18 protein-coding genes and 1 other RNA gene are annotated in these 22,096 nt (G+C 36.8%); 12 read left to right on the forward strand and 7 right to left on the reverse strand.

Annotation, left to right across the window (positions count from 1 at the left end):
* Positions 1-230 precede the first annotated feature (230 nt).
* The gene (locus IGJ90_RS04700; protein ID WP_010817161.1) at positions 231-524 is read right to left on the reverse strand and encodes a hypothetical protein; all 294 of its coding nucleotides are present in this window, start codon (positions 522-524) and stop codon (positions 231-233) included.
* Positions 525-718: 194 nt separating this feature from the next.
* Here IGJ90_RS04700 and IGJ90_RS04705 point away from each other — a divergent pair, with 194 nt between their 5' ends.
* The 3 genes from IGJ90_RS04705 (at position 719) to IGJ90_RS04715 (ending at position 1,964) form a co-directional block, all read left to right on the forward strand.
* Positions 719-922 carry a DUF378 domain-containing protein gene (locus IGJ90_RS04705; protein ID WP_438767666.1) on the forward strand — a complete coding sequence of 68 codons (204 nt, stop codon included), beginning with the start codon at positions 719-721 and terminating at the stop codon, positions 920-922.
* A 359-nt stretch (positions 923-1,281) separates the two neighbouring features.
* Complete coding sequence (entV, locus tag IGJ90_RS04710) at positions 1,282-1,794, forward strand: enterococcin EntV (RefSeq protein WP_002408606.1); 513 nt, start codon at positions 1,282-1,284, stop codon at positions 1,792-1,794.
* Positions 1,779-1,964 (forward strand): hypothetical protein, encoded by a 186-nt coding sequence (locus tag IGJ90_RS04715; RefSeq protein ID WP_086280893.1) that lies wholly within the window; start codon positions 1,779-1,781, stop codon positions 1,962-1,964. Before entV ends, IGJ90_RS04715 begins: the two co-directional genes overlap by 16 nt.
* Before the next feature lie 134 nt (positions 1,965-2,098).
* Here the strand turns inward: IGJ90_RS04715 and ssrA are convergent.
* Both ssrA and IGJ90_RS04725 read right to left on the reverse strand, forming a co-directional pair.
* Positions 2,099-2,465, reverse strand: a transfer-messenger RNA (tmRNA) gene (ssrA, locus tag IGJ90_RS04720).
* A gap of 139 nt (positions 2,466-2,604) precedes the next feature.
* Positions 2,605-2,910 carry a DUF898 family protein gene (locus IGJ90_RS04725; RefSeq protein WP_002360604.1) on the reverse strand — a complete coding sequence of 102 codons (306 nt, stop codon included), beginning with the start codon at positions 2,908-2,910 and terminating at the stop codon, positions 2,605-2,607.
* 334 nt (positions 2,911-3,244) lie between these two features.
* Here IGJ90_RS04725 and ace point away from each other — a divergent pair, with 334 nt between their 5' ends.
* The 3 genes from ace (at position 3,245) to IGJ90_RS04740 (ending at position 7,791) form a co-directional block, all read left to right on the forward strand.
* The gene (gene ace / locus IGJ90_RS04730) at positions 3,245-5,266 is read left to right on the forward strand and encodes a collagen-binding MSCRAMM adhesin Ace (RefSeq protein ID WP_438767668.1); all 2,022 of its coding nucleotides are present in this window, start codon (positions 3,245-3,247) and stop codon (positions 5,264-5,266) included.
* Positions 5,267-5,391: 125 nt separating this feature from the next.
* Positions 5,392-6,987 (forward strand): ATP-binding cassette domain-containing protein, encoded by a 1,596-nt coding sequence (locus tag IGJ90_RS04735; protein WP_002366444.1) that lies wholly within the window; start codon positions 5,392-5,394, stop codon positions 6,985-6,987.
* Between the two features lie 69 nt (positions 6,988-7,056).
* Positions 7,057-7,791, forward strand: a complete 735-nt coding sequence (locus IGJ90_RS04740; protein WP_025186583.1) for a class I SAM-dependent methyltransferase — start codon at positions 7,057-7,059, stop codon at positions 7,789-7,791.
* On the opposite strand, the gene IGJ90_RS04745 is transcribed toward IGJ90_RS04740, so the two are convergent.
* The 4 genes from IGJ90_RS04745 to IGJ90_RS04760 all read right to left on the reverse strand — a co-directional run bounded on the left by IGJ90_RS04745 (position 7,788) and on the right by IGJ90_RS04760 (position 10,475).
* Entirely contained in the window at positions 7,788-8,189 is a 402-nt protein-coding gene (locus tag IGJ90_RS04745; protein ID WP_002388016.1) for a YxeA family protein, read from the reverse strand. The genes IGJ90_RS04740 and IGJ90_RS04745 overlap by 4 nt on opposite strands.
* Positions 8,190-8,298: 109 nt before the next feature.
* Positions 8,299-9,651: an amino acid permease gene (locus IGJ90_RS04750; RefSeq protein WP_002382100.1), complete on the reverse strand. Its 1,353-nt coding sequence runs from the start codon at positions 9,649-9,651 to the stop codon at positions 8,299-8,301.
* A 170-nt stretch (positions 9,652-9,821) separates the two neighbouring features.
* Positions 9,822-10,007 (reverse strand): hypothetical protein, encoded by a 186-nt coding sequence (locus IGJ90_RS04755; protein WP_002358046.1) that lies wholly within the window; start codon positions 10,005-10,007, stop codon positions 9,822-9,824.
* 180 nt (positions 10,008-10,187) lie between these two features.
* Complete coding sequence (locus IGJ90_RS04760; RefSeq protein ID WP_016614957.1) at positions 10,188-10,475, reverse strand: hypothetical protein; 288 nt, start codon at positions 10,473-10,475, stop codon at positions 10,188-10,190.
* 369 nt (positions 10,476-10,844) lie between these two features.
* Between IGJ90_RS04760 and IGJ90_RS04765 the strand changes: the two genes are divergently transcribed.
* The 6 genes from IGJ90_RS04765 to addA all read left to right on the forward strand — a co-directional run bounded on the left by IGJ90_RS04765 (position 10,845) and on the right by addA (position 22,059).
* Positions 10,845-11,606 (forward strand): (Fe-S)-binding protein, encoded by a 762-nt coding sequence (locus IGJ90_RS04765; RefSeq protein ID WP_002365495.1) that lies wholly within the window; start codon positions 10,845-10,847, stop codon positions 11,604-11,606.
* Between the two features lie 12 nt (positions 11,607-11,618).
* Entirely contained in the window at positions 11,619-13,091 is a 1,473-nt protein-coding gene (locus IGJ90_RS04770) for a LutB/LldF family L-lactate oxidation iron-sulfur protein (RefSeq protein WP_002366451.1), read from the forward strand.
* Positions 13,084-13,803: a LutC/YkgG family protein gene (locus tag IGJ90_RS04775; protein ID WP_002361597.1), complete on the forward strand. Its 720-nt coding sequence runs from the start codon at positions 13,084-13,086 to the stop codon at positions 13,801-13,803. Before IGJ90_RS04770 ends, IGJ90_RS04775 begins: the two co-directional genes overlap by 8 nt.
* 219 nt (positions 13,804-14,022) lie before the next feature.
* Positions 14,023-14,571 carry a signal peptidase I gene (lepB, locus tag IGJ90_RS04780; protein WP_002358039.1) on the forward strand — a complete coding sequence of 183 codons (549 nt, stop codon included), beginning with the start codon at positions 14,023-14,025 and terminating at the stop codon, positions 14,569-14,571.
* Positions 14,572-14,681: 110 nt separating this feature from the next.
* Positions 14,682-18,272, forward strand: a complete 3,591-nt coding sequence (locus tag IGJ90_RS04785; protein ID WP_002366452.1) for a PD-(D/E)XK nuclease family protein — start codon at positions 14,682-14,684, stop codon at positions 18,270-18,272.
* The gene (gene addA, locus IGJ90_RS04790; RefSeq protein ID WP_438767672.1) at positions 18,265-22,059 is read left to right on the forward strand and encodes a helicase-exonuclease AddAB subunit AddA; all 3,795 of its coding nucleotides are present in this window, start codon (positions 18,265-18,267) and stop codon (positions 22,057-22,059) included. Before IGJ90_RS04785 ends, addA begins: the two co-directional genes overlap by 8 nt.
* Positions 22,060-22,096 lie beyond the last annotated feature (37 nt).

Below are 22,096 nucleotides of genomic sequence, written 5' to 3' on the forward strand. Positions count from 1 at the left end.
AGTACAAAAATGAAGCCCAGAAGAAATCAATATTCTGGTTGTTAAAGGCTGCTGGGAATAATAAGTATCCAGCACAGGCGTTTGGTGAATAATAGAAAAACCTAGAAAATCTGTAAGGGCCAATAGAAATCCCTTACTATCATATCCAGAAAACCAAAGTAGTATGACGAAAAGGCTAAACATACTAAAAAAAAAGAGTAAAAAAATAGCTTTTCAATTTTTAATCCTCCTTATCGTGCATAATTGAACCAGAGAAACAGAAGTATTAACGAAATAACTAAAAGAGCAAGCCCTGAATAAAAAGCGACAAAGGGCCAATCAATCGACTGTTTAAATTCCTGCCAAGTTTGGATTTTTCTGTTTTTTTTCGCGCTATCTTCAAGCGTGAGTAAATAATTCAATAGTAAGAGGAGCAGCAACACCGTGAAATCATTTGTGGTAAAAAACACATGTAAAAATAGAATGACAAAGACAACACGGGATAACACTCGATTCCGCAAAATTAAAAATAACTTAGCACGCATAATAAACCATCATTTCTTATCAGAGATAATGACTCTGTTTTTGTCTACTCTTTAGTTATATCATAAAATTATTAATAATGAAAAAATGATTCGATAAAATAATTGAAAAAAGTTTTTTTCCTGAATCATTATTTTCGTAAATAAAGAATAAACGTGTTACTCTTGGCTTATCAAATTTGGAAGGAGTGTTAAAAATGAAATATCTGGATATTATTGCTTTAATTTTATTGATTGTCGGAGGTTTAAACTGGTTATTAGTTGGTGCATTTAATTTTGATTTAGTTGCAACAATTAGTGGTGGTGCAACCACACCATTAGCAAAAATTATCTATATTATTGTCGGAATTTGTGCGATTTATTCTATTAAGTTTTTAGTTCCTTTGTTCCGCGAACCATAGGATTGATTTAAAAGATTTAGATAACGTGAAGTTATTTTGACTTAGCAATTGAGAGTTTCCTTGAGAAAGGGGACTCTTTTTTTATTTTCTATATTCGTTTCAGAAGGTTTAGACAAGCTCAAAAAATATTTCAAGAGAGCAGCGTTGTTTTCAAAATAGAACCTAGCATTACTTCGAACGTACCTCAAATAACCTGTGTCTTTTTTTGAATCATTAGTTCAAATTGATGTGATCACTAGTGAGAAAAATCAGCTCTAGGATATATAGGAAAATATAAGCATCAAATAGGGATTTTGATGATAAACTATCTTTTTCCTTGTTATGATTATAACAAGGAAAAAGATAGTAGGGGTTTATGTATGGAATTACAGGTGACAAAAAAGGCTAAATTTTTTTGTTTGGCGATGGCATTACTAATGACATTAGGTATTTTTATCAGCGCTGGAACAAGTGTTTATGCATCTGACCAGCTAGAGGATTCAGAAGTTGAGGCTGTAGCAAAAGGACTGGAAGAAATGTATGCGAATGGAGTGACGGAAGATAACTTTAAAAACTATGTCAAAAATAATTTTGCTCAGCAAGAGATTTCTTCAGTTGAGAAAGAGTTAAATGTAAATATTTCTGATGCTTCAACAGTAGTTCAAGCACGTTTTAATTGGAATGCATTAGGAAGTTGCGTTGCTAACAAAATCAAAGATGAGTTTTTTGCAATGATTAGTATCAGTGCAATTGTAAAAGCTGCACAAAAGAAAGCCTGGAAAGAATTAGCAGTGACTGTATTACGCTTCGCTAAAGCCAATGGTTTAAAGACGAATGCTATTATTGTAGCTGGACAACTAGCTTTATGGGCAGTTCAATGTGGGCTAAGCTAATGAATTTAAAAGATCATGTTACGGAAATAGTAATTACTTTTATCATCGCTTTTGTGTATACTTGGATAGATTCAGGAAAAATTGAAATCTTAAAAACTCTTTTGATAACAATAATATTTTTAGCCATGTTCTATGCAATACCCAAAATCAACAATAGAAAAAGAAAATGAAGTGGTTTTAGAAAGATAATGTGATAGGAAGTGTAAGAGGAGGTAACGAGCCTTCTCTTGCTTATAGAAAAAAAGAGCTAAAACCTTTATTTTATAAGGTTTTAGCTCTTTTTTGTTTTTCTCTACTTTTCTAAAAATGGAGACGGCGGGAGTCGAACCCGCGTCCAAACATATTGCCACTTAAATCTCTACGTTCATAGACACTCATTTAAAGGTTCGCTTTACAGCGTGCCGAGTGACAGGCATTCTGTATTGCTAGTCTGGTAAGCTCTTCTAAATTTTACAGACGGAAAAATTTAGCGTATCCCACTTCGATTAGGACCCTGACCCGAGCACATGGGCGATGCCGGGAGGATCTTCGCTAGCTGGTTTTTAGGCAGCTAAAGCGAAAGAATTGTTTTCGTTTTTAGCAGTTATATTTAACTGTAACGTTTTAACGTAGCCGTAACCTACGAAACGCAATTCAAGCTCAACTATGCCTGTCGAATCCGTAACGCCCCCGAAATAACATAAGTATCCCTTGATACTTATCAAAGTATAGCATAAATTCCTTGTTTTTTCAAAGAGTAGGATAACACTCTGTCAGATATTCATAAAAAGAGGAAGGATGGACCGCAACTCAGTTCATCCTTCCTCCTTTTTATGAAAGTGTGTGGGTATGTTTTGTAATCCATTGTTGCAAACGGATATTCAACCAAAAACCATAAATGCCTAAAGTAATTATAGTTAATAAAAGCCATTTAATCCAATGTCCGAATAATTGCATAGCTGTACCGTCAAAATAAAGACGTTTACCATCAATAACGGTATGCTTGATTTTCCAGTTGTACATCATACAAATTCCCCAAGGTGCGCAAATACCTAATGTAAAGACAGTAATCAAGGTTGCTAAAATTGAAGTCCCGATATACGTTGCTAAACCACCATCAAAATATGAATTTTTCATTCTTTTCCTCCTTATCTTATAAATTTTATTATAACAAGAATAAATGTCCTTGGAAACAAAATGTGGATGAATTAAGTATTTTTATTCATTATTGATCCGAAATATGTTATTTATACAACTCAATATTGGAAGCACTAGATATTTTGTAACAAATGTTATCTAATGTAACTACCATAATAAAACGTTTTCCTTAGGAAGTGAATTAGAAATTTAAAAAAAAGGCTACTTAAATGAGCATTAATATTGTACGAGACATATCTTTTTGCTATTGTCAACTTCTGAAAAAGACCACTAAGTGGAAAAAATAAGAGAAAAGAAGGGTGAATAATTTTTTATGACAAAAAGTGTAAAATTTTTAGTGTTACTGTTGGTAATGATTCTACCAATTGCGGGGGCGTTATTGATAGGTCCAATTTCGTTAGGCGCCGAATTGAGTAAAAGTCCAATCGTTGACAAAGTAGAATTAGATCACACTACTTTATATCAAGGGGAGATGACCTCCATTAAAGTATCTTTTAGTGACAAAGAAAATCAGAAAATAAAACCCGGAGATACAATTACTTTAACTTTACCAGACGCACTAGTTGGAATGACCGAGAACGATGGTTCACCACGAAAAATCAATTTAAATGGTTTAGGGGAAGTCTTCATCTATAAAGATCATGTTGTAGCAATATTTAACGAAAAAGTTGAATCTTTACATAATGTGAACGGGCATTTTTCTTTCGGGATTAAAACGCTTATCACCAATAGTTCGCAACCGAACGTGATAGAAACGGATTTCGGAACTGCAACGGCGACTCAACGTTTGACAATTGAAGGAATGACTAGCACAGAGAATGGCCAAATTGAGCGAGACTATCCGTTTTTTTATAAAGTAGGCGATTTGGCTGGAGAGTCAAATCAAGTACGTTGGTTTTTAAATGTGAACCTCAATAAATCCGATGTCACAGAAGATATTTCAATTGCGGATCGACAAGGAAGTGGTCAACAATTAAATAAAGAGAGTTTTACATTTGATATTGTGAATGACAAAGAAACTAAATATATTTCACTTGCCGAGTTTGAGCAACAAGGTTATGGCAAAATTGACTTCGTGACGGATAATGACTTTAATTTACGTTTTTATCGAGATAAAGCACGCTTTACTTCCTTTATCGTCCGTTACACTTCGACAATCACGGAAGCGGGGCAACATCAAGCGACATTTGAAAATAGTTATGACATCAATTATCGACTAAACAATCAAGAAGCAACGAATGAAAAAAATACATCACAGGTTAAAAATGTTTTTGTAGACGGTGAGGCAAGCGGCAATCAAAATGTGGAAATGCCAACAGAAGAAAGTCTAGACATTCCTTTAGAGACAATAGAAGAATGGGAACCAAAGATACCTACTTCGGAACAGGCAACAGAAACAACTGAAGAGAATGGCGCAACAGAAACCACAGAAAGCAGCCAACCAGAAGTTCATGTCTCACCAACAGAAGAAGAAAATCCAGATGAAAGTGAAACGTTAGGTACAATTCCACCAATCATACCTGAAAAACCGAGTGTGACAACTGAAGAGAATGGCACAACAGAGACTGAAGAAAGCAGCCAACCAGAAGTTCATGTCTCACCAACGGAAGAAGAAAATCCAGATGAAAGTGAAACGTTAGGTACAATTGCACCAATCATACCTGAAAAACCAAGCGTAACAACTGAAGAGAATGGCACAACAGAAACCGCAGAAAGCAGTCAACCAGAAGTCCATGTGTCGCCAACAGAAGAAGAAAATCCAGATGAAAGTGAAACACTAGGTACAATTGCACCAATCATACCTGAAAAACCAAGCGTAACAACTGAAGAGAACGGCACAACAGAAACCGCAGAAAGCAGCCAACCAGAAGTTCATGTCTCACCAACAGAAGAAAATCTAGATGAAAGTGAAACACTAGGCACGATTGAGCCAATCATACCTGAAAAACCAAGTGTGACAACTGAAGAGAATGGCACAACGGAAACGGCAGAAAGCAGCCAACCAGAAGTTCATGTCTCGCCAACAAAAGAAATTACTACAACTGAGAAAAAACAGCCATCCACAGAAACAACTGTGGAGACAAATAAAAATGTTACATCAAAAAATCAACCACAAATACTAAACGCTCCATTAAATACATTGAAAAATGAAGGAAGCCCACAATTGGTTCCCCAACTGCTTAGTGAACCAATTCAAAAATTAAATGAAGCAAACGGGCAACGAGAACTTCCCAAAACAGGCACAACAAAAACACCGTTTATGTTAATAGCAGGAATACTGGCAAGTACATTTGCCGTTTTAGGTGTAAGTTATCTACAAATCAGAAAGAATTAACAATAGAAAAGCCATCCAGCTTTCGCTGGGGGGACTTTTCTATTATCTGGAGATAAATTGTTGATAGGCGCCAATCAAAAACTATGCTACAGTAAGGTATATAATGCTCGAAAAGGAGGGAGTAAATGACTAAAAAAATATGGTCGTACTTTCAGAAAAGCTTCACTTGGTACATTTTGATTGGTGTGATTGTTTCATTATGTAGTGCTTTAGCAATTTATTTTTTTCAACAGTTGTTAGATCATTATCAAAAAAGTTTCCAACTAGGGTTGTTAGTAGCGTATGGAACAACAATTATTTTAATTCCGCTATTGTCTTACTGTGAACAGAAACCGAAAGCTTACTTAACTAATGGCATCTATTTCTATTTGAAGAAATTAAGTTTAATAAAAATGAGCAAGATTTCCTATGAAGAATATCTAAAACTGGGAGCGGGAGCTTTACTACAAAAAGTAGAAGTTGGTGCAGCAGCTGGGAGAAATATCCACTTGAATTTTTATGGGCGCTTATTTCGAGAGTTAATTCCAGAGACGTTATTTAATTTATTTTTCATAGCATTGATTGATAAAAAATTATTACCAGCAATTCTAATTGGTTATGTGATTGTATTTATTTTAACCAAAATACTTTTGAAAACGCTACAAAAAATGAAAGAAAAAACACTTATTTCTGAAGAAGCAATGAATGCTACTTTGATACGAGGGATGACAGAACTAGTAACTTTTAGAATTAATCGAAAATATAAAAAAGAGATTGAAAATTACGCGTTAATGGCAGAGGAAAATAGTCAAAATATAACAAAAATGACTATGATCCATGAATTTTTCTTTGGCTTTTTTGCCTTGTTAGTAGCACTAATCAAAGTAAGTATTGTCGTACTTAGTTTTACTAACGTCGTGACATTAAGTTTAGGTGGACTTGTAGCGATAGTGATGTATATCGATCGAATTTATACGCCGATAGCCATATTTAATGTTTTATTTGTTCAATATAATTTGGATAAAGTAGCCTATCAGCGCTTGGAAGATTTTTATAAAAAAGAAGATGATCCTGACTTAGCGGTTTCAGGCAAAGCGTTACCTGAAATTCAAACAATTTCATTAAAAGATGTGTGTTTTAGCGTAGATAGTCAAACGATTATGTCCCAACAAAATCGACAATTTTCAATGAACAAAACCTATGGCTTGATTGGAAAAAGTGGGACAGGTAAATCTACCCTGATTAAATTGATTTTAGGATTATTGAAGCCGACAGAGGGGACAGTTTATGTGAATCAATTTCCTCTAACACAATTTAATTTGGAAGATTATTATGAAAAAGTTTTTTATTTATCTCAAGATGTGCCAATATTTCAAGGAACGTTGAAAGAAAATATTGTATTGAATCAAGAAATTTCTGATGAACAAGTAATTGAAGCTATGTATCGTTTTCAGTTGGGGGAACTTTATGAACGGTTGCCGGAAGGTTTAAACACTATTGTGAGTGAAAAAGGAATGAATTTTTCTGGTGGCGAGAAACAACGGATTGCTTTTACACGCTTAGCATTTACACAAGCAGAGATCCTTATTTTAGATGAGGCGACTTCTGCATTGGACGAAAAGACCGAAGAAAAAGTGTTACAAGAAGTACAAAAATTTACCCTCAATAAGTTGACTATTTTGGTTACTCATCGACCTAAAACCCTGCGATTTGTAGATGAAATTATTGATTTAAATGAGTGAACTTGTTAGCTCTTTGGCGCTTCTTTTGCTACACTTTTTATAAGAATTGAGAGAAAGGGGCAATTGTTGATGAATAATAATGAGCAAGAATTAGCGGAATTTTGGGATGAATTTGCAGAAGAATATGAAGAAATTCAACAAGAATCGCCATTTCCAATTGCTCGAGAATTACGTGATTTCTTGGTCCAAGAAGGCATTTTTCCGTGTCAGACATTTCTGGATATCGCAGGTGGGACGGGACGATACTTACCTTTTTTTCAAGAGCAAGTCACGGAGTATACGCTAGCCGATATTTCTCAGAGAATGTTGGAGATTGCGGAAGCAAAAGCACAAAGCAACGTTGTTTTTCTTCACCAAAGCCAAGAAAGACTGATTGAGACTGGGAAAAAATTTCAAGTTGTTTTTTCAGCCATGAATCCTGCTTTGGATACGCCGGAAAAAGTTAATGCATTGTGCCAATTAAGTGAGAAATGGTGTCTTATATTTCGGCTAGTGGAAGAGCAAGATTCGTTATTTTCTCCTTTTGAGCAAGAGAGCAACCCGCAGTTAAATTGGATGGCAAAATACAAAGCATTTCTAAAAAAAGAACAGCGACCCTTTTTCACAAAAAAATTTTTCTTTGAAGCATCAGAAACTATTTCAAAAGACTTTTTCCGCAGCTATTTTGAAGAACAATGGTCAGTTCCAATTTTAGAACAACGCGTACAAGAAATTTTTGGTTCTCATGAAATTAAGCAAAATCAGCATACCGTTATTTATGAATTAATTGTTATTTCATGTAAAAAAACAACCAGCGATGACTAATTATCGCTGGTTGTTTTTCGGTTATTTAATTGTGCGAAAGCTTTTTCTGGAATCTCTTTTTTATCAATTTTGACAGGAGATTGGATGATTCTTTTTTTACTAATGGTTGCTTCTATGTAAGCATTCGGTTCCAAAGGTTGAGGATTTTTGTCTGTCCGTTCGTAATCCATGACTTGCGTTTTTCCATTACTTTTAACAAAAGTTAATGCGTATTTTAATGAATATAGACCAGAGACTGGTTGTTTTTGATTGTTTAATGCTTGTTTTCTTTCAGGAATTTCTAGAGGAACTTGTGCATAGGCTTTTTCACCCTTATATGTATCTGCATAAAAACGATAGCTTATATAACCACCAACAATCAATACGCCAATCAATAAAATAGCGCCAATTTTTTTCATTTTTTCTCCTCCTAACAATTTACAAAAATAGTATAGCAAAAGAAGACGGCTTTTGAACATCGAAAAAACGAACAGTTATCTTACAAAACTGTTCGTTTTTTCGGTCTATTTAGCTTTCATCAGAGAGTAGAAAGGAATCATTTTTCTTACGATAACTAAAGAAAATAACAAAGTACAATAGGCCTGTTAAAAGAGTAACGCCTAACGAATTTGTAAATAAGATGCCAATAAAGATGAGGCCTAAAATGATTAAAGCAAGAAGATTAATACTTTTTTCAAAGAGAGACCCTCGTTTTAAAGACAGAACAAACGCCGCAGCGCTAATTAAAATCCAAATTAACAAGACAGTGTAAGAGAGAGAACCGGCTAAGTAACCAAATAATTCATCGCCAACAAAATAAGAAAGAATAACGCCCAGATATAAAACACTGGCGCAGAAGAAAACTGAACGTTGAGGTACTTGGTGCTTGTTTAAAACCGCAAGTTTACTCATGGGTCCTTTTTTATCTTTTAAGCGAAAATATAAAAGGCGAGAAGAGGCGTATACCCCAGAATTAATAGAAGAAAACAAGGCTAAAATAATCACAAAATTTACGATGTCAGCAGCAAAAGGAATATTCATTTTTTCAAAAACCATAACAAATGGACTCACCGTTGTGCCTGCTAATGTATTCCAAGGGAAAATAATCAAAAGTAAGAATAATGGAATGATATAGAAGGAAATAATCCGTCCCATCACACCACGAATCGCCTTAGGAATGGCTTTTTTAGGATCATCTGCTTCACTGACAGTAATCGCGATTAATTCTGAACCGCCATAAGAATAAATAACTACTAATAAAGAATTAACAATACCTTTCATGCCATGTGGGGCGAAGCCACCATGATCGGTGATACTTTGTAAAGTAGGGAAGACACCACTGCCTAGCATTTGTTGTCCCACCAGATAAACACCAAAAATAATTAACAAAATGATGACACTAATTTTAGCAAACGCCAACCAATATTCTGTTTCTGCAAATAAACGAACCGAGTAAAGATTGATGAGCGTCGTTAAAATAGCTAAAATGAAAACAAAAAACCAAGCAGGAATATTAGGAAACCAAAGTTGTAAAAAGGAAGCTGCGGCAACCGCTTCTGCGATAATATTAATTGTCCACATGGAATAATAAACCCAATCAATAAAATCAGCAGAATGTGCACCTAAAAATGGTCGAACTAAGCCAGACAAACCATGATGTGTGTCTCCGCCATCTAAAACGAGTTTTCCTAAACCACTCATGACGATGAAGAGAACAGCACCGCCAATTAGAAAGGCGATTAAAACAGAAGGACCAGCAATACCAATTGCTTCGCCACTTCCTTTAAAAAGACCTGCGCCAATCGCTCCCCCTAAGGCTAACATCGTAATGTGGCGCGAGCTTAATTGTTTTTTTAAGGTTGTTTGTTGTGTTTCACTCATAGGATTCTCCTTTAATTGAAAAAAATAATATGAAAATAACTTTCTTTATTATATACAATTTTCTGACAATTACAACTATTCTGTCAATGAAAATGAAAAAATAAGTGAAAAATATTATGAAAATAAAAAAATTGAGCAATTTAAGTGATTAAAATCGCTCAATTTTTTTATTAATTTTTATTTTTTAATAGAGTCATAATTGTTAATGGAACAGTAATGACTACATAGCCGATGATACTAGCCACTACTAAATAAGCTATAGGACTCGAGAAATTAAATAAGTCCGTTAAAAGTATTGCGACAATCATTGAAATAGCATAACAAATGAATAATTGAATAAACCGCTTTGCAGACAAAAAATCACCTCTTCCTAATTAGTAAAAGTCTCTTTTCAATCATTTAGTATACACCTGAAAAGAAGAATAAACTATCATTAATTAAAAGAAAAAGTGAAACAACTAGCGGATTTTTTGTTCAGCTAATTATCTTAAGAATTAGAAAATGGGACATAAGTCATCTCGACTTATGTCCCATTTTCATTTATGACGTTGGCTTCGTGTAAATTGAGAAGTCTCGTCCTCTCTAGTGGTTGGTTGCTGTGTTCGTTGTACGGTTTGCTTTTCCGGCTCGCTCTTTTTTGCAACATCAGTCACAACATTTGGCTTCTGGGAAGGGGGAACAGTTGTTTTTTTGTTTAAAGTTGGCGTAGTTCTTTTTGTTTCTTTCTTTTGTTTCTTTTTATTATTTTTATCATTTCCAGTGACTGTCAAATAGATAATCAGAAAAATCATTAGGATCGTTGCAACAATTAATAGAATAAACATGTTAAATGAAATGAACATGCATGGCCCTCGTTTCTCGTTTTTTCTTAGTTTACCAAAATTTCAAAATTTCGTCACTCTTTTCTTCAGAAAAAACGAATTTCAAAGGGGTTAAAAGAAACTTTTATAAAAAAGCCTCCTTTTTTGTGTGAAAATGCACAAAATTTCTGGAATCGTTTGCTGTTAAAACCAGATACTGGTAAAATAATTATTGTATAAGAATCATTTTAAAAAACGATTTTTGTTACAAATAACGTATTTGTTGAAAAGGCACTGTGAAGTAGTTAGAGACGACAGCCAAGTGACTTTTAATGACAGCCGCCCAATTAATTTCATGGAGCCTTTTCGTAGAAAACGAGGAGGTTATTTTGCGTGAAAGTGAGTATATTTTCGACATGCGTGGTGGATTTACTTTTTCCAAATGTAGGGCAAGCAATGGTAGAGGTTTTGGAACGGTATGGCTGTGAAACGGTTTTACCAACAAGCCAAACGTGTTGTGGTCAGCCAACGTACAATAGTGGCTATGTGACAGAGAGCACGACAACGCTTAAGAATCAAATTGATAGTTTTGACGGTGCCGATTATGTGGTGGGACCTGCGGGGTCTTGTGTCGGCATGATGAAAGAATACCACAAATTTTTAGCAGATGATCCTATTTATGGGCCAAAAGCACAACGTTTAGCTGAGCGAACTTATGAGTTTAGTCAGTTTCTTTATCGTGTCTTAGGGGTCAAAGATGTTGGCGCAACGTTACATGGGAAAGCCACTTATCATCGTTCTTGTCATATGACGCGAATTTTAAATGAACGAGAATCACCCTTTGTTTTGTTGGATCATGTGAAAGGATTAGAAATGATTCCTTTAGGACATCTTGAAAATTGTTGCGGATTTGGCGGAACGTTTTCAGTGAAAATGCCAGCTATTTCTGAACAAATGGTGACGGAAAAAATGAACGATGTGATTGATACAGGCGCAGAAATTTTAATTAGTGCGGATATGGGTTGCCTGATGAATATCGGGGGTAAATTCAATCGTGATGGGAAAAAGATTAAGATTATGCATATTGCAGAAGTCCTTAATCACGAAGTGGATGAAGCACGCATGGACCAACCACAAATCATATCGGTAGGGTAAGGGGGAAGAACTGTGGGATTATCAACGAGTAATAAGCCGTTAAGTGAACGAATTGAAGAAAGTAAAAAAGATGTGTTTATGCAAAAGGCTGTCGCCAAAGCACAAGATGCCCAATGGGAGAAGCGAGAAGGTGCGCGGGAAGTTTTAGGCAATTGGCCACAATGGCGTGAACTGGGAGAACAAATTCGCCAACATACAATTCAGTATCTGCCTGACTATTTAGAAGAGTTCAGTGATAACGTCGCCAAACGAGGTGGCAAAGTCTTTTTTGCTCAAACCGCCGAAGAGGCCAATGAATATGTGAAACAAGTGGTTCTAGAAAAAAAGGCGAAAAAAATTGTGAAATCTAAATCAATGGTGACGACCGAAGTCGATATTGATCCAATGTTATTGGGATTAGACGATGTCAGTGTGATGGAAACAGACTTGGCGGAATTCATTTTACAAATGGATGACTGGGATGAACCGTCACATATTGTTTTCCCAAGTATTCATAAAAATCGCGAACAGATTCGTCAGGTTTTTGCGAAAAAATTAGGGTATCAAGGGGATAATGACCCGGTAAATTTGGCACGCTGTGCACGAGAAGTGATGCGCAAATTCTTTTTGGAAGCGGAGATTGGCATTACAGGTTGTAATTTCGCTATTGCGGATAGCGGCTTAATTAACTTAAATACAAATGAAGGAAATGCTGATTTGACCATCAGTATTCCTAAGACACAAATCGTGTTAATGGGGATGGAAAGAATCGTACCAACAATGCGTGAAGCAGAGGTTTTAGATAACCTTTTAGCCAGAAGTGCCGTTGGTCAAAATTTAACAACGTATGTGACGTTTGCTGGGCAAAAAAATGCGGATGAATCCGATGGTCCAGAAGAATTTCACGTGGTCATTTTGGATAATGGGCGTTCAAAAGCGTTAGGAACAGCCTTTCAGCCGGTCTTACAGTGTATTCGTTGTGGGTCTTGTCTGAACGTTTGTCCGGTCTATCGCCATATTGGTGGGCACGGTTATGGCTCTATTTATCCAGGCCCAATTGGTGCTGTGCTTTCTCCAATTTTGGGTGGATATAAACAGTTTGGGGAATTGCCTTATGCGTCTAGTCTTTGTGGGGCATGTACGGAAACGTGTCCTGTGAAAATTCCATTGCACGAATTATTAATTGAACATCGTAAAGTGATGACCGATGATCTGAAAATGAAACATGGATTTGAAGATTTCCAAATGCGTATGGTAGGTAAAGCCACTGGTTCACCAGCAATGTTTAAAGCAGCCATGAAAGTCGATCATGCTGCAGCGGGCATTTTAAGTAAACAAAAAGACATTACTGTTGAAAACATGTACAATCATGGGGGCTACCTTGATAAAGGACCAGGGTTAGTAAAAGGTTGGACCGATGTTCGTGATTTGCCAAGACCACCAAAATCTTCAGAAAACTTCAGAAGTTGGTTCAAAAAACATCAAGAAGGTGAAAAAAATGACTAACGAAGCGATTCAAAATCGAGAACCTTTTTTACAAAATCTACGAGAAAAATTAGGCGTAGAAAAACAGCCTGTTTCGGCCCATCCATTTGAGCCAGTTAATCATTTACCAGAAGAACAGTTGGCAGATAAAACACCAGCAGAGCTATTAACGATTGTGAAAGAACGTGTGGAAACGATTCACACGAACTTAGTGGAAACCACACAAGAAAATTTACTGACGACGATTCAGCAAATTGTTGCTGAGTTTGGTGGGGGCAATCTTTTATTGCCAACAGATGCACGTTTTGAAGCCTATGGATTAGCTGATTTAGCTAAGTCATTAGAGGCTGTTTCTGTTAAGCAATGGCAACCTGGAAGTGAGCAACGAGAAGCGAATATTCAAACAGCTGCTCAGGCAAATATTGCGATTGCCTTTGCTGAGTTTTTACTAGCTGAATCAGGAACGATTGTGGTGGAGTCCAATGCGGGACAAGGCAGAGCCTTACATTTTTTACCGAAGCATTACATTTCAATTATACCGTTTAGCAAACTCGTTCCACGTTCGACTCAGCCAGCAGCTTTTTATACAGAAAAAATAGAAAAAGGCGAAAAAATCGGCTCAGCGATTCACTTTATTTCAGGGCCTTCTAATTCAGGAGATATTGAAATGCAACTGGTTGTCGGGTTGCATGGTCCTTTAGAAGTTTGTTACGTGGTTGTGATGGATCGCTAAAACGCTAGAAGCATAATCAATTCAGCCCTTTTTAGAATTGATTATGTTTTTTTATGAGCAGGATCAAAAAAGTAAGAATCAAATTTGAAAGAAATACGTTTTTTTTCTGACCATTTTGTAAAAAAAGCGTACATAAAAATTAATTGGGTGTTAAGCACTATAGGATTGATTTACTTTGTGGTAGAATATGAGACATAAGATAATAAGGTTTTTGGAGGAATGAGTTTGAAATCAAAAGAATTAATTAAAACAGTCGTCTTTTTTGCCTGTTTAGCTTTGGGTCTGTTTTTACTGAGACAATTTGTATTTACGCCTGTCGTAGTGAGAGGTCATTCAATGGATCCAACGTTAGCAGATGGTGAACGGGTAATTACGTTAAAAAACACAGAAATTAATCGTTTCGATATTATTACTTTCCCAGCGCCAGATGAACCAGATAAAAATTATATTAAACGTGTGATTGGTTTACCTGGAGATACAATTGCGTACAAGGATGATACGTTGTACATCAATGGAAAAGAAGTTGACGAACCCTATTTAGATGAATTTAAAAAAGCCTTAACAGATGGTCAACCTTTGACAGGCGATTTTTCACTAAAAGAAAAAGTACCAGCAGATAGCTACTTTGTTTTAGGTGATAATCGACGGAATTCAAAAGACGGTCGTGTCATTGGTTTTATTCATAAAAAAGATATTTTGGGTGAAGTGAAATTTGTGATGTGGCCATTCTCACGGTTTGGTCCGATACCAGAAGTGTCAAAACAATAAAAGAGACAATGAGTAAAAGAGAAGGACGGAAATGTGTAAAAACAAACACATGTTTCCGTCCTTCTTTTGTGGTAAAATAAAGGCAGTGCAAAGGAAAAGGATGTGAAACCATGAGTGTGCAGTTTATTAGAGGAACCGCTGTGGCAGATTTAGAAGCGCCACTTATACAGGCGACAAAACAATGGCTAGAGGAAGACGCACAGCATGAAGTATTCTATTTAGTCCCGAACCATATTAAGTTTGAGCAAGAAATTCAAGTCTTGCAAAAGTTACGTCAATTACAGACAACTACGTCTGATTCAATAACCAGTACCCGTCTGCAGGTTTTTAGTTTTTATCGTTTGGCTTGGTACTATTTACAACATACACCTTTTTACTCGGCAGATGTTTTATCTGATGCAGGCGCTGCGATGATTTTCCGCAAAATTTTAGTAGAAGCAGAAGAAGAGTTACAAATTTTTAGAGGTGAAATTAACAAGCCCGGCTTTATTCAGCAACTATTTCAGCTTTATCAAGAAATGCGCGAAGGCAATATTGAGATTGCGGAGCTTTATCCATTCTTAGAAAAACAAACGGAGAACCCTAAAGGACAAGATTTACAACTTAAGTTTCAAGATTTAACGTTAATTTTTACGCGATTCCAATTACAAATGAGTCAGTATGGCTATGAATCAGCGGAGATTATTCAACATTTAAGCGAGTATTTACAAACGGTTGATTTGTCGAATGTTCAATTCGTTATTTCAGGCTATCAGCAGTTTACTGCCAGAGAATTAAAGTTGATTGAAGTGCTAATGGCGCAAGCAGGTTCTGTGAAAGTAGCCCTCGTATTGGACAAACAATATCCGCATGACTTACCTGATCCGCGGTCGTTATTTTATGAAGCGGGACAAACCTATCATCAGCTTTATCAACTAGCAAGACAGAAGCAAATTCCGATTCTTTCAGATTATGTGGAAAAGAAAGAGGTATTAATTACAAATCCAGACTTGCAAGGATTAAATGATTATTGGATTCAATCGCAAGAACACCTGCCTCCATTAAGCACAACTGACTGGAGGGGCGATGGCTTATTTCTGTGGCGTGCTGAAAACGTTAAAGAAGAATTAACACATGTTGCAACCGAAATTCGCCGTTTAGTGGTGGAAGAAGGGTATCGGTACAAAGAAATTCAGGTGTTGACTCGTGATTTAGATTGTTATGAAAATTTATTAGAACCGATTTTTGCGGAACACGAGATTCCTGTTTATGTCGACCGAGATATGGCTATGGATCGGCATCCTTTAGTCGAATGGATTGAATCTTTATTTGCTATTCATTCGTACAATTATCGTTATCGTGATGTGCTCCGGTTTTTGAGAACGGAATTATTTATGCCAATGAATCAACTCGCTACTTCTGAAGAAAGCTTGACTGATTGGTTAAACCAACGGAACGCTTGGCGCAGAAAAGTTGATATTACCGAAAATGTGGTCCTGGCATACGGCTATGAAGGTTATTATTGGTCGCAAGAAAAAGATTGGGAATTTATTCGGTATGATTTTGAAGCGGAAGAGCAAGAAGATGTCGCTACGATGGAAGAAGAGTCAAATGCGATTCGTCAATCGCTTCAACGGCTGCTACCTAGTTACTTTCAAGCAATGATAAGTGCCAAAACTGGTTTGGAAGCAGCGACCGTCTTCTATCACTTTTTACTGCAAAGTGGTGTGGCAACACAATTAAAAATGTGGCGCTTACAAGCTATCGAAGCCGGTCAACTAGAAACAGCTCGTAACCATGAACAGACTTGGGATGCATTGATGTCGTTACTAGATGAATACGTCACTGTTTACGGAGAAAGTTCGTTTGATTTTACAACGTTTCAAGAAATATTTGTTAGTGGCTTGGAAGGTTTGCACTATAGTAAAGTGCCGACAGCGATTGACCAAGTACAAGTTCGCGCAATGGATTTAACTCGACCTGGCGCTGCCAAGGTTACTTTTGCTATTGGGATGACGGAAGAAATTTTTCCACAAAAGATTGAAAATAAAACACTATTGTCTGATGAAGAACGGCAGACAATCAATGATACTTTAACGGAAAACCAATATTTACGTGGGACAACCGGACGCAAAATTGCGCAAGAACCTTATGTTGCGTATCTCGTCTTTTCTTCTGCGCGAGAACGGTTATATTTAACCTATCCAAGTGTTAAAGATACCGCTCAAGAAGTCAAACCGTCTCCTTATTTTAAAAATATCCAAAAAGATTTAAACTTGCCCGTTTTTGAAAAAAATGAAACAACCATTTTCGATGATGAAACGACCAGTTTAGCCCATATTAGTACGTATCGGACGTTAATCGGTGAATTAACGCGTTTGAAAAGACAACGGAAAGAAACACAAGAAGGATTGTTGCCTTTCTGGTTAAATATGGAAAAAGCGCTAATGAACCAATCAATTGCGCCGCTAGCCAAGCAAGTTTTCGAAAGTTTAACGCATCAAAATATTCCTGAAAAGATTGATGAGGTCTTAGCAGAACCTTTATATGGTAAAGATATTTATACATCTGTTTCTCGGATGGAGAGTTTTTATCGGTGTCAATATCAATACTTTTCTCGCTATGGCTTACGTTTGAAAGAAAGAGATGTCTTTGGGCTTTCACCAGCAGCTACAGGGGAATTTTTCCATGAAGCATTGGATCAGTTCTTTAAATTATTGATTATGAATCAACGGAACTTATCTGAATTAACCGATCAGGAAGTCAATTTATTGGCGGAGGAAGTACTAAATAGTATTTTAGGGGATGCGCGTTTTTCTGTATTAACGACCTCTAGTCGCATGAACTATATTCGCTATCAATTAAGTCAAACAATTAAAAAAGTCAGTTGGGCGCTGAAACGCCAAAGCCAACGAAGTGGCATGACGACTGTTCAAACAGAAGTGTTATTTGGCCAAATTGCCGCTAAAAAAGGAATTTCTGGTTTGGAATTACCATTAAAAAATCAAGGGAAGATTCATGTTCGGGGAAAAATCGACCGGATTGATCAATTGGTTACACCCGAATCAACCTATTTAGGTGTGATTGATTATAAATCGAGTCACCGTAAATTTAATATGACAGAAGCGTATTACGGCTTAGCCATGCAAATGCTGACGTACTTGGATGTGGCTTTAATGGATGCTGTGCAATTAGTTGGTCAAGAAGCTAAACCTGCTGGCTCACTTTATCTGCATGTACACAATCCTACGTTATCTTATGAAGGCAAAGACGACATTGAACAACAAATGCTTAAAAAATATCAGTTTGATGGTCTTTTGATGAAAGACCCAGATTTATTGGATCATTTAGATACGAGTCTGCAAGCTAAACAAAGTTCGTTGCTGTTTCCGATTGAAGAATCCGCCAAAGAACAAATTAAACCTGGTCGTCGCCAAGAAGATAAATTTGTGACAGAACCAGAATTAGGCGCGTTGCTTTCCCATAACCGAAATAAATTTATTGAAGCGGGGAATCAAATTATTGGCGGCGAAGTTCAACTTAATCCCGCTTATCAAGGCAAGGAACGGATTGCTTGTCGCTATTGTCCGTTTCGAAGTGTCTGTGATTTTGATGTGATGTTAAAAGAAAATAATTATCATCGTATTGAGAATTTATCCAAAGAGGAAATTATGGCGCGCTTGTTAAACAAAGATGAGGAAGGAGCAACCGAAGATGAGTAAAACAATTCCACTACGTCCAGCCAATGAGCAATTCACCGACAGTCAATGGCAAGCGGTGTTTGATGGCGATGAAAATATCTTAGTTTCTGCTTCGGCTGGCTCAGGAAAAACCACCGTTTTAGTCCGCCGTGTCATTGAAAAAGTCAAAAGCGGCGTCGATATCGATCGTCTCTTGATTGTGACGTACACTGAAGCCGCCGCCCGTGAGATGAAAGAACGTATCCAAGTGGCTTTACAAAAGGCAATGAATGAAGAACAAGATCCAGAAAGAAGACGGCATTTTTCTCGTCAAATTGCTCTTTTGCCAACAGCCAATATCAGCACGTTACATGCCTTTTGTTTAACTGTTATTCGTCGTTTTTATTATTTAATTGACATAGATCCAGTTTTTCGGATGTTAACAGATGAAACAGAAACATTGTTATTAAAAGAAGATGTTTGGGATGCATTACGTGAACAATTTTATGCGGAAAATCAAGAAGAATTTTACCAATTAACAGCGAATTTTTCCAATGACCGTAGTGATGACGGACTCACTAACTTAATTTTTTCTTTTTATGAATTTGCCAAAGCCAATCCTGATCCAGAGGCGTGGATTAATGGCTTAACACAAGCCTACGAAGTAGGGGATCAGCTAGGCGAATCAACGTTATTTCAGACGTATTTAAAACCGCTAGCCGTTGAGACGTTACAACGAACTCTTCAGCGTTACGAAGAAATGGTGACCTTAACAGAGGGCGAAGAGAAACTTCAAAAGATTTGGTATTTAGCTCAAAATGAAAAGGAACAAACAAAACAATTTTTACAATTTTTAGAGAGAAATGATTTAGAAAGCGCCTATAATTTGACTGAATTGTTAAGCTTTGACCGCTACCCAACGGTTCGTGCCGAAGAGTTGAAACCAACCGCGGAACAAGCCAAACAGTTACGAGAACAAAATAAAAAAGCGTTAAATGATTTGAAAAAGCAACTGTTTACACTTTCTCCAGATGCCATGAAACAAGTCTTGAAAGAGGCCACGCCCATTGTTCAAGAAATGGCTCACGTGGGGAAACAATTTATGGAGGCCTATGGCGCAGAAAAACGGCTTAAAAATTTAGTGGATTTTAACGATTTAGAACATTATACGTTAGCTATTTTAGCGAAAAATCAGGCAGATGGCTGGCAAGCATCAGAAGCCTCTCTTTACTATCGCGAAAAATTTGATGAAGTGTTAGTCGATGAATACCAAGATATCAATCAATTACAAGAATCTATTTTGTATTGGTTGCGCCGCCCGCTTAGCGCAGAAGGAAACCTTTTTATGGTAGGGGATGTGAAACAGTCTATTTATTCTTTCCGCTTGGCAGATCCTACGTTGTTTATTGAAAAATACAATCAGTATGGGCAAGGCAAAGAGGGCAAACGAATTATTCTAGCTGAAAATTTTCGTTCCCGCAAAGACGTTTTAGACTTTACGAATTTAGTATTTAGTCAATTAATGGATGAGCGAGTGGGCCAAATTGCTTACGATGAGTCAGCCGCTTTGGTTCATGGCTTTGATCAATTTTCGGAGGCGGCTGATTATTCAACTGAATTGCTAATTTATGAAAAAAAAGCAACAGAATCAGTTGAATTTCCAGAATTACAATCCCCTGAGTTGTTGATTGAAGATAAGACAGAAGGGGAACTTTACGTTACTGCTTTGAAAATTCGTGAATTAATTGACCAAAATTTCTTGATTTATGATAAAAAGCTGAAAACGGATCGACCGATTACTTATCAAGATATTGTCTTATTAACGCCTACGAAGAAAAATAATTTAACTATTTTAGATGTTTTTAAATCATTAGAAATTCCAGTTCAAGTCAATGATGCTCAAAATTATTTCCAAGCAACGGAAATTCGTACAATGATTGCCTTGCTTCAATTGATTGATAATCCCTATCAAGACATTCCTTTGGCAGCTGTGTTACGTTCACCAATTGTTGGATTAAAAGAAAACGAATTAGTGCTTATTCGTTTGGCTAATAAGGAAACCAGTTACTACGAAGCATTTTTAACGTTTAATCAAAAGATGGAACCAACCATGGAGGAAGCAGTTGTTCAGGAAAAAACTATACGTTTTGCTGAATCATTAGAAAAATGGCGGGAACAGGCTCGACGCAATCAGATTAGCACCTTGCTGTGGACGATTTATCGGGAAACGGCCTATCTTGATTATGTTGGCGGGTTGCCTGTTGGCAAACAACGCCAAGCCAATTTATATGCGTTGGTCGATCGGGCCGCGGCGTATGAAAAAACAACCTTCCGCGGATTATTTCAATTTGTTCGCTTCATCGAAAAAATGCAAGAAAAAGACAAAGATTTAGCAGAACCAGTCGTTTTAAGTGAAGAGAATGCCGTACGCGTCATGACGATTCACGCTAGTAAAGGGTTAGAATTTCCGGTGGTATTCGTTTTAGATATGACCAAAGAATTTAATGTCAGTGATTTGAATGAAGGCTATATCTTTGAAGAAAATTTAGGGGTAGGCATTCGTTATTTACAACCTGAAGAACGAGTTATGTACGATACTTTACCATTTTTGGCGATTAAACAAGTACGATTGAGAAAATTACTATCCGAAGAAATGCGGAAGTTATATGTGGCGTTGACACGTGCAGAACAGAAACTTTTTCTGGTAGGCTCCTATAAAGACCAAGCGGCAATGTGGAAAGAGTGGCTGAAAGTTGGCGATGTAGAAACACTGGTGCTACCAGCTGAAAATCGCTTGCAAAGTAAAAGTAGTTTAATGAATTGGGTAGGGATGACATTGGTACGTCATCAAAAAGCCGATGAATATCAGCAAGAAGTAGTAGTAAGTAACGTTCCGCAAGTCAAAAAGCACCCAGCTAACTTTCATATTCAGTGGTTCAACGAAGAACAACTACGAGCAGCCATTCAGCAATTACAATTGCCAGAAAGACAAGCAGAGGATTTAGCCGAAAAAGCGCAATTATCTGCTGACAAAATCAATCGTGGTCTTGCACGGTTAAGTTTCAATTATCCGTTTGAAGTGGCTACTCGGACCACCAGTTATCAGTCTGTTTCTGAAATCAAGCGAGTATTTGATGACCCCGATAACAAAGAAATTGGTAAAATTGAGGTTCGGGAAGACAATACTATTCAAGCGCAACCGTTGATTGTCAATCGAATGATTGAAGGAGATTTAAGTAAGCCTAAATTTTTAGATACGGTTCAAGCGCCCTCAGCAGCTGAAATTGGGACAGCAACCCATTATTTATTACAACTAATTGATTTAAGTAAGCAACCTTCTTACGAGGAAGTGCGAGCTGTTCAAGAACGCTTAGTGGAAAATAAATTGATTTTACCAGCAATTGCTGAAAAAATGAATCTGGAACAAATCGTGGCCTTCTTTGACACCGCCTTAGGAAAACAATTGATTCAACACCATCAAACCGTTAGAAGGGAACAACCTTTTTCTATGCTGATTGAAGCAGAAGAGCTTATTCAAAATTATCCAGAAACGACACAAGATGATTTATTAATTCATGGGATTATTGATGGCTATATCGAATTAGACAATCAATGCATTTTGTATGACTATAAAACCGATCATGTAAAAGGCACCTCTCCCCAAGCGATTTCTGAAATTGTCGAACGGTATCGCGGACAGATGAATCTTTATCGTAGAGCGCTACAAGAGGCAACGCATAAAGAGGTGTCGCACGTCTATTTAATTTTATTAAATGGAGGAGTAATTATTGACATGCAGACAGGAAATGTTGTAGATTTTATAAAGTAGAAAAAATTAGAAGCAGAAACACTTACATTTTGTAAGG

It is taken from the genome of Enterococcus sp. AZ129, from assembly GCF_051714505.1.
Taxonomy (GTDB): Bacteria; Bacillota; Bacilli; order Lactobacillales; family Enterococcaceae; genus Enterococcus; species Enterococcus faecalis.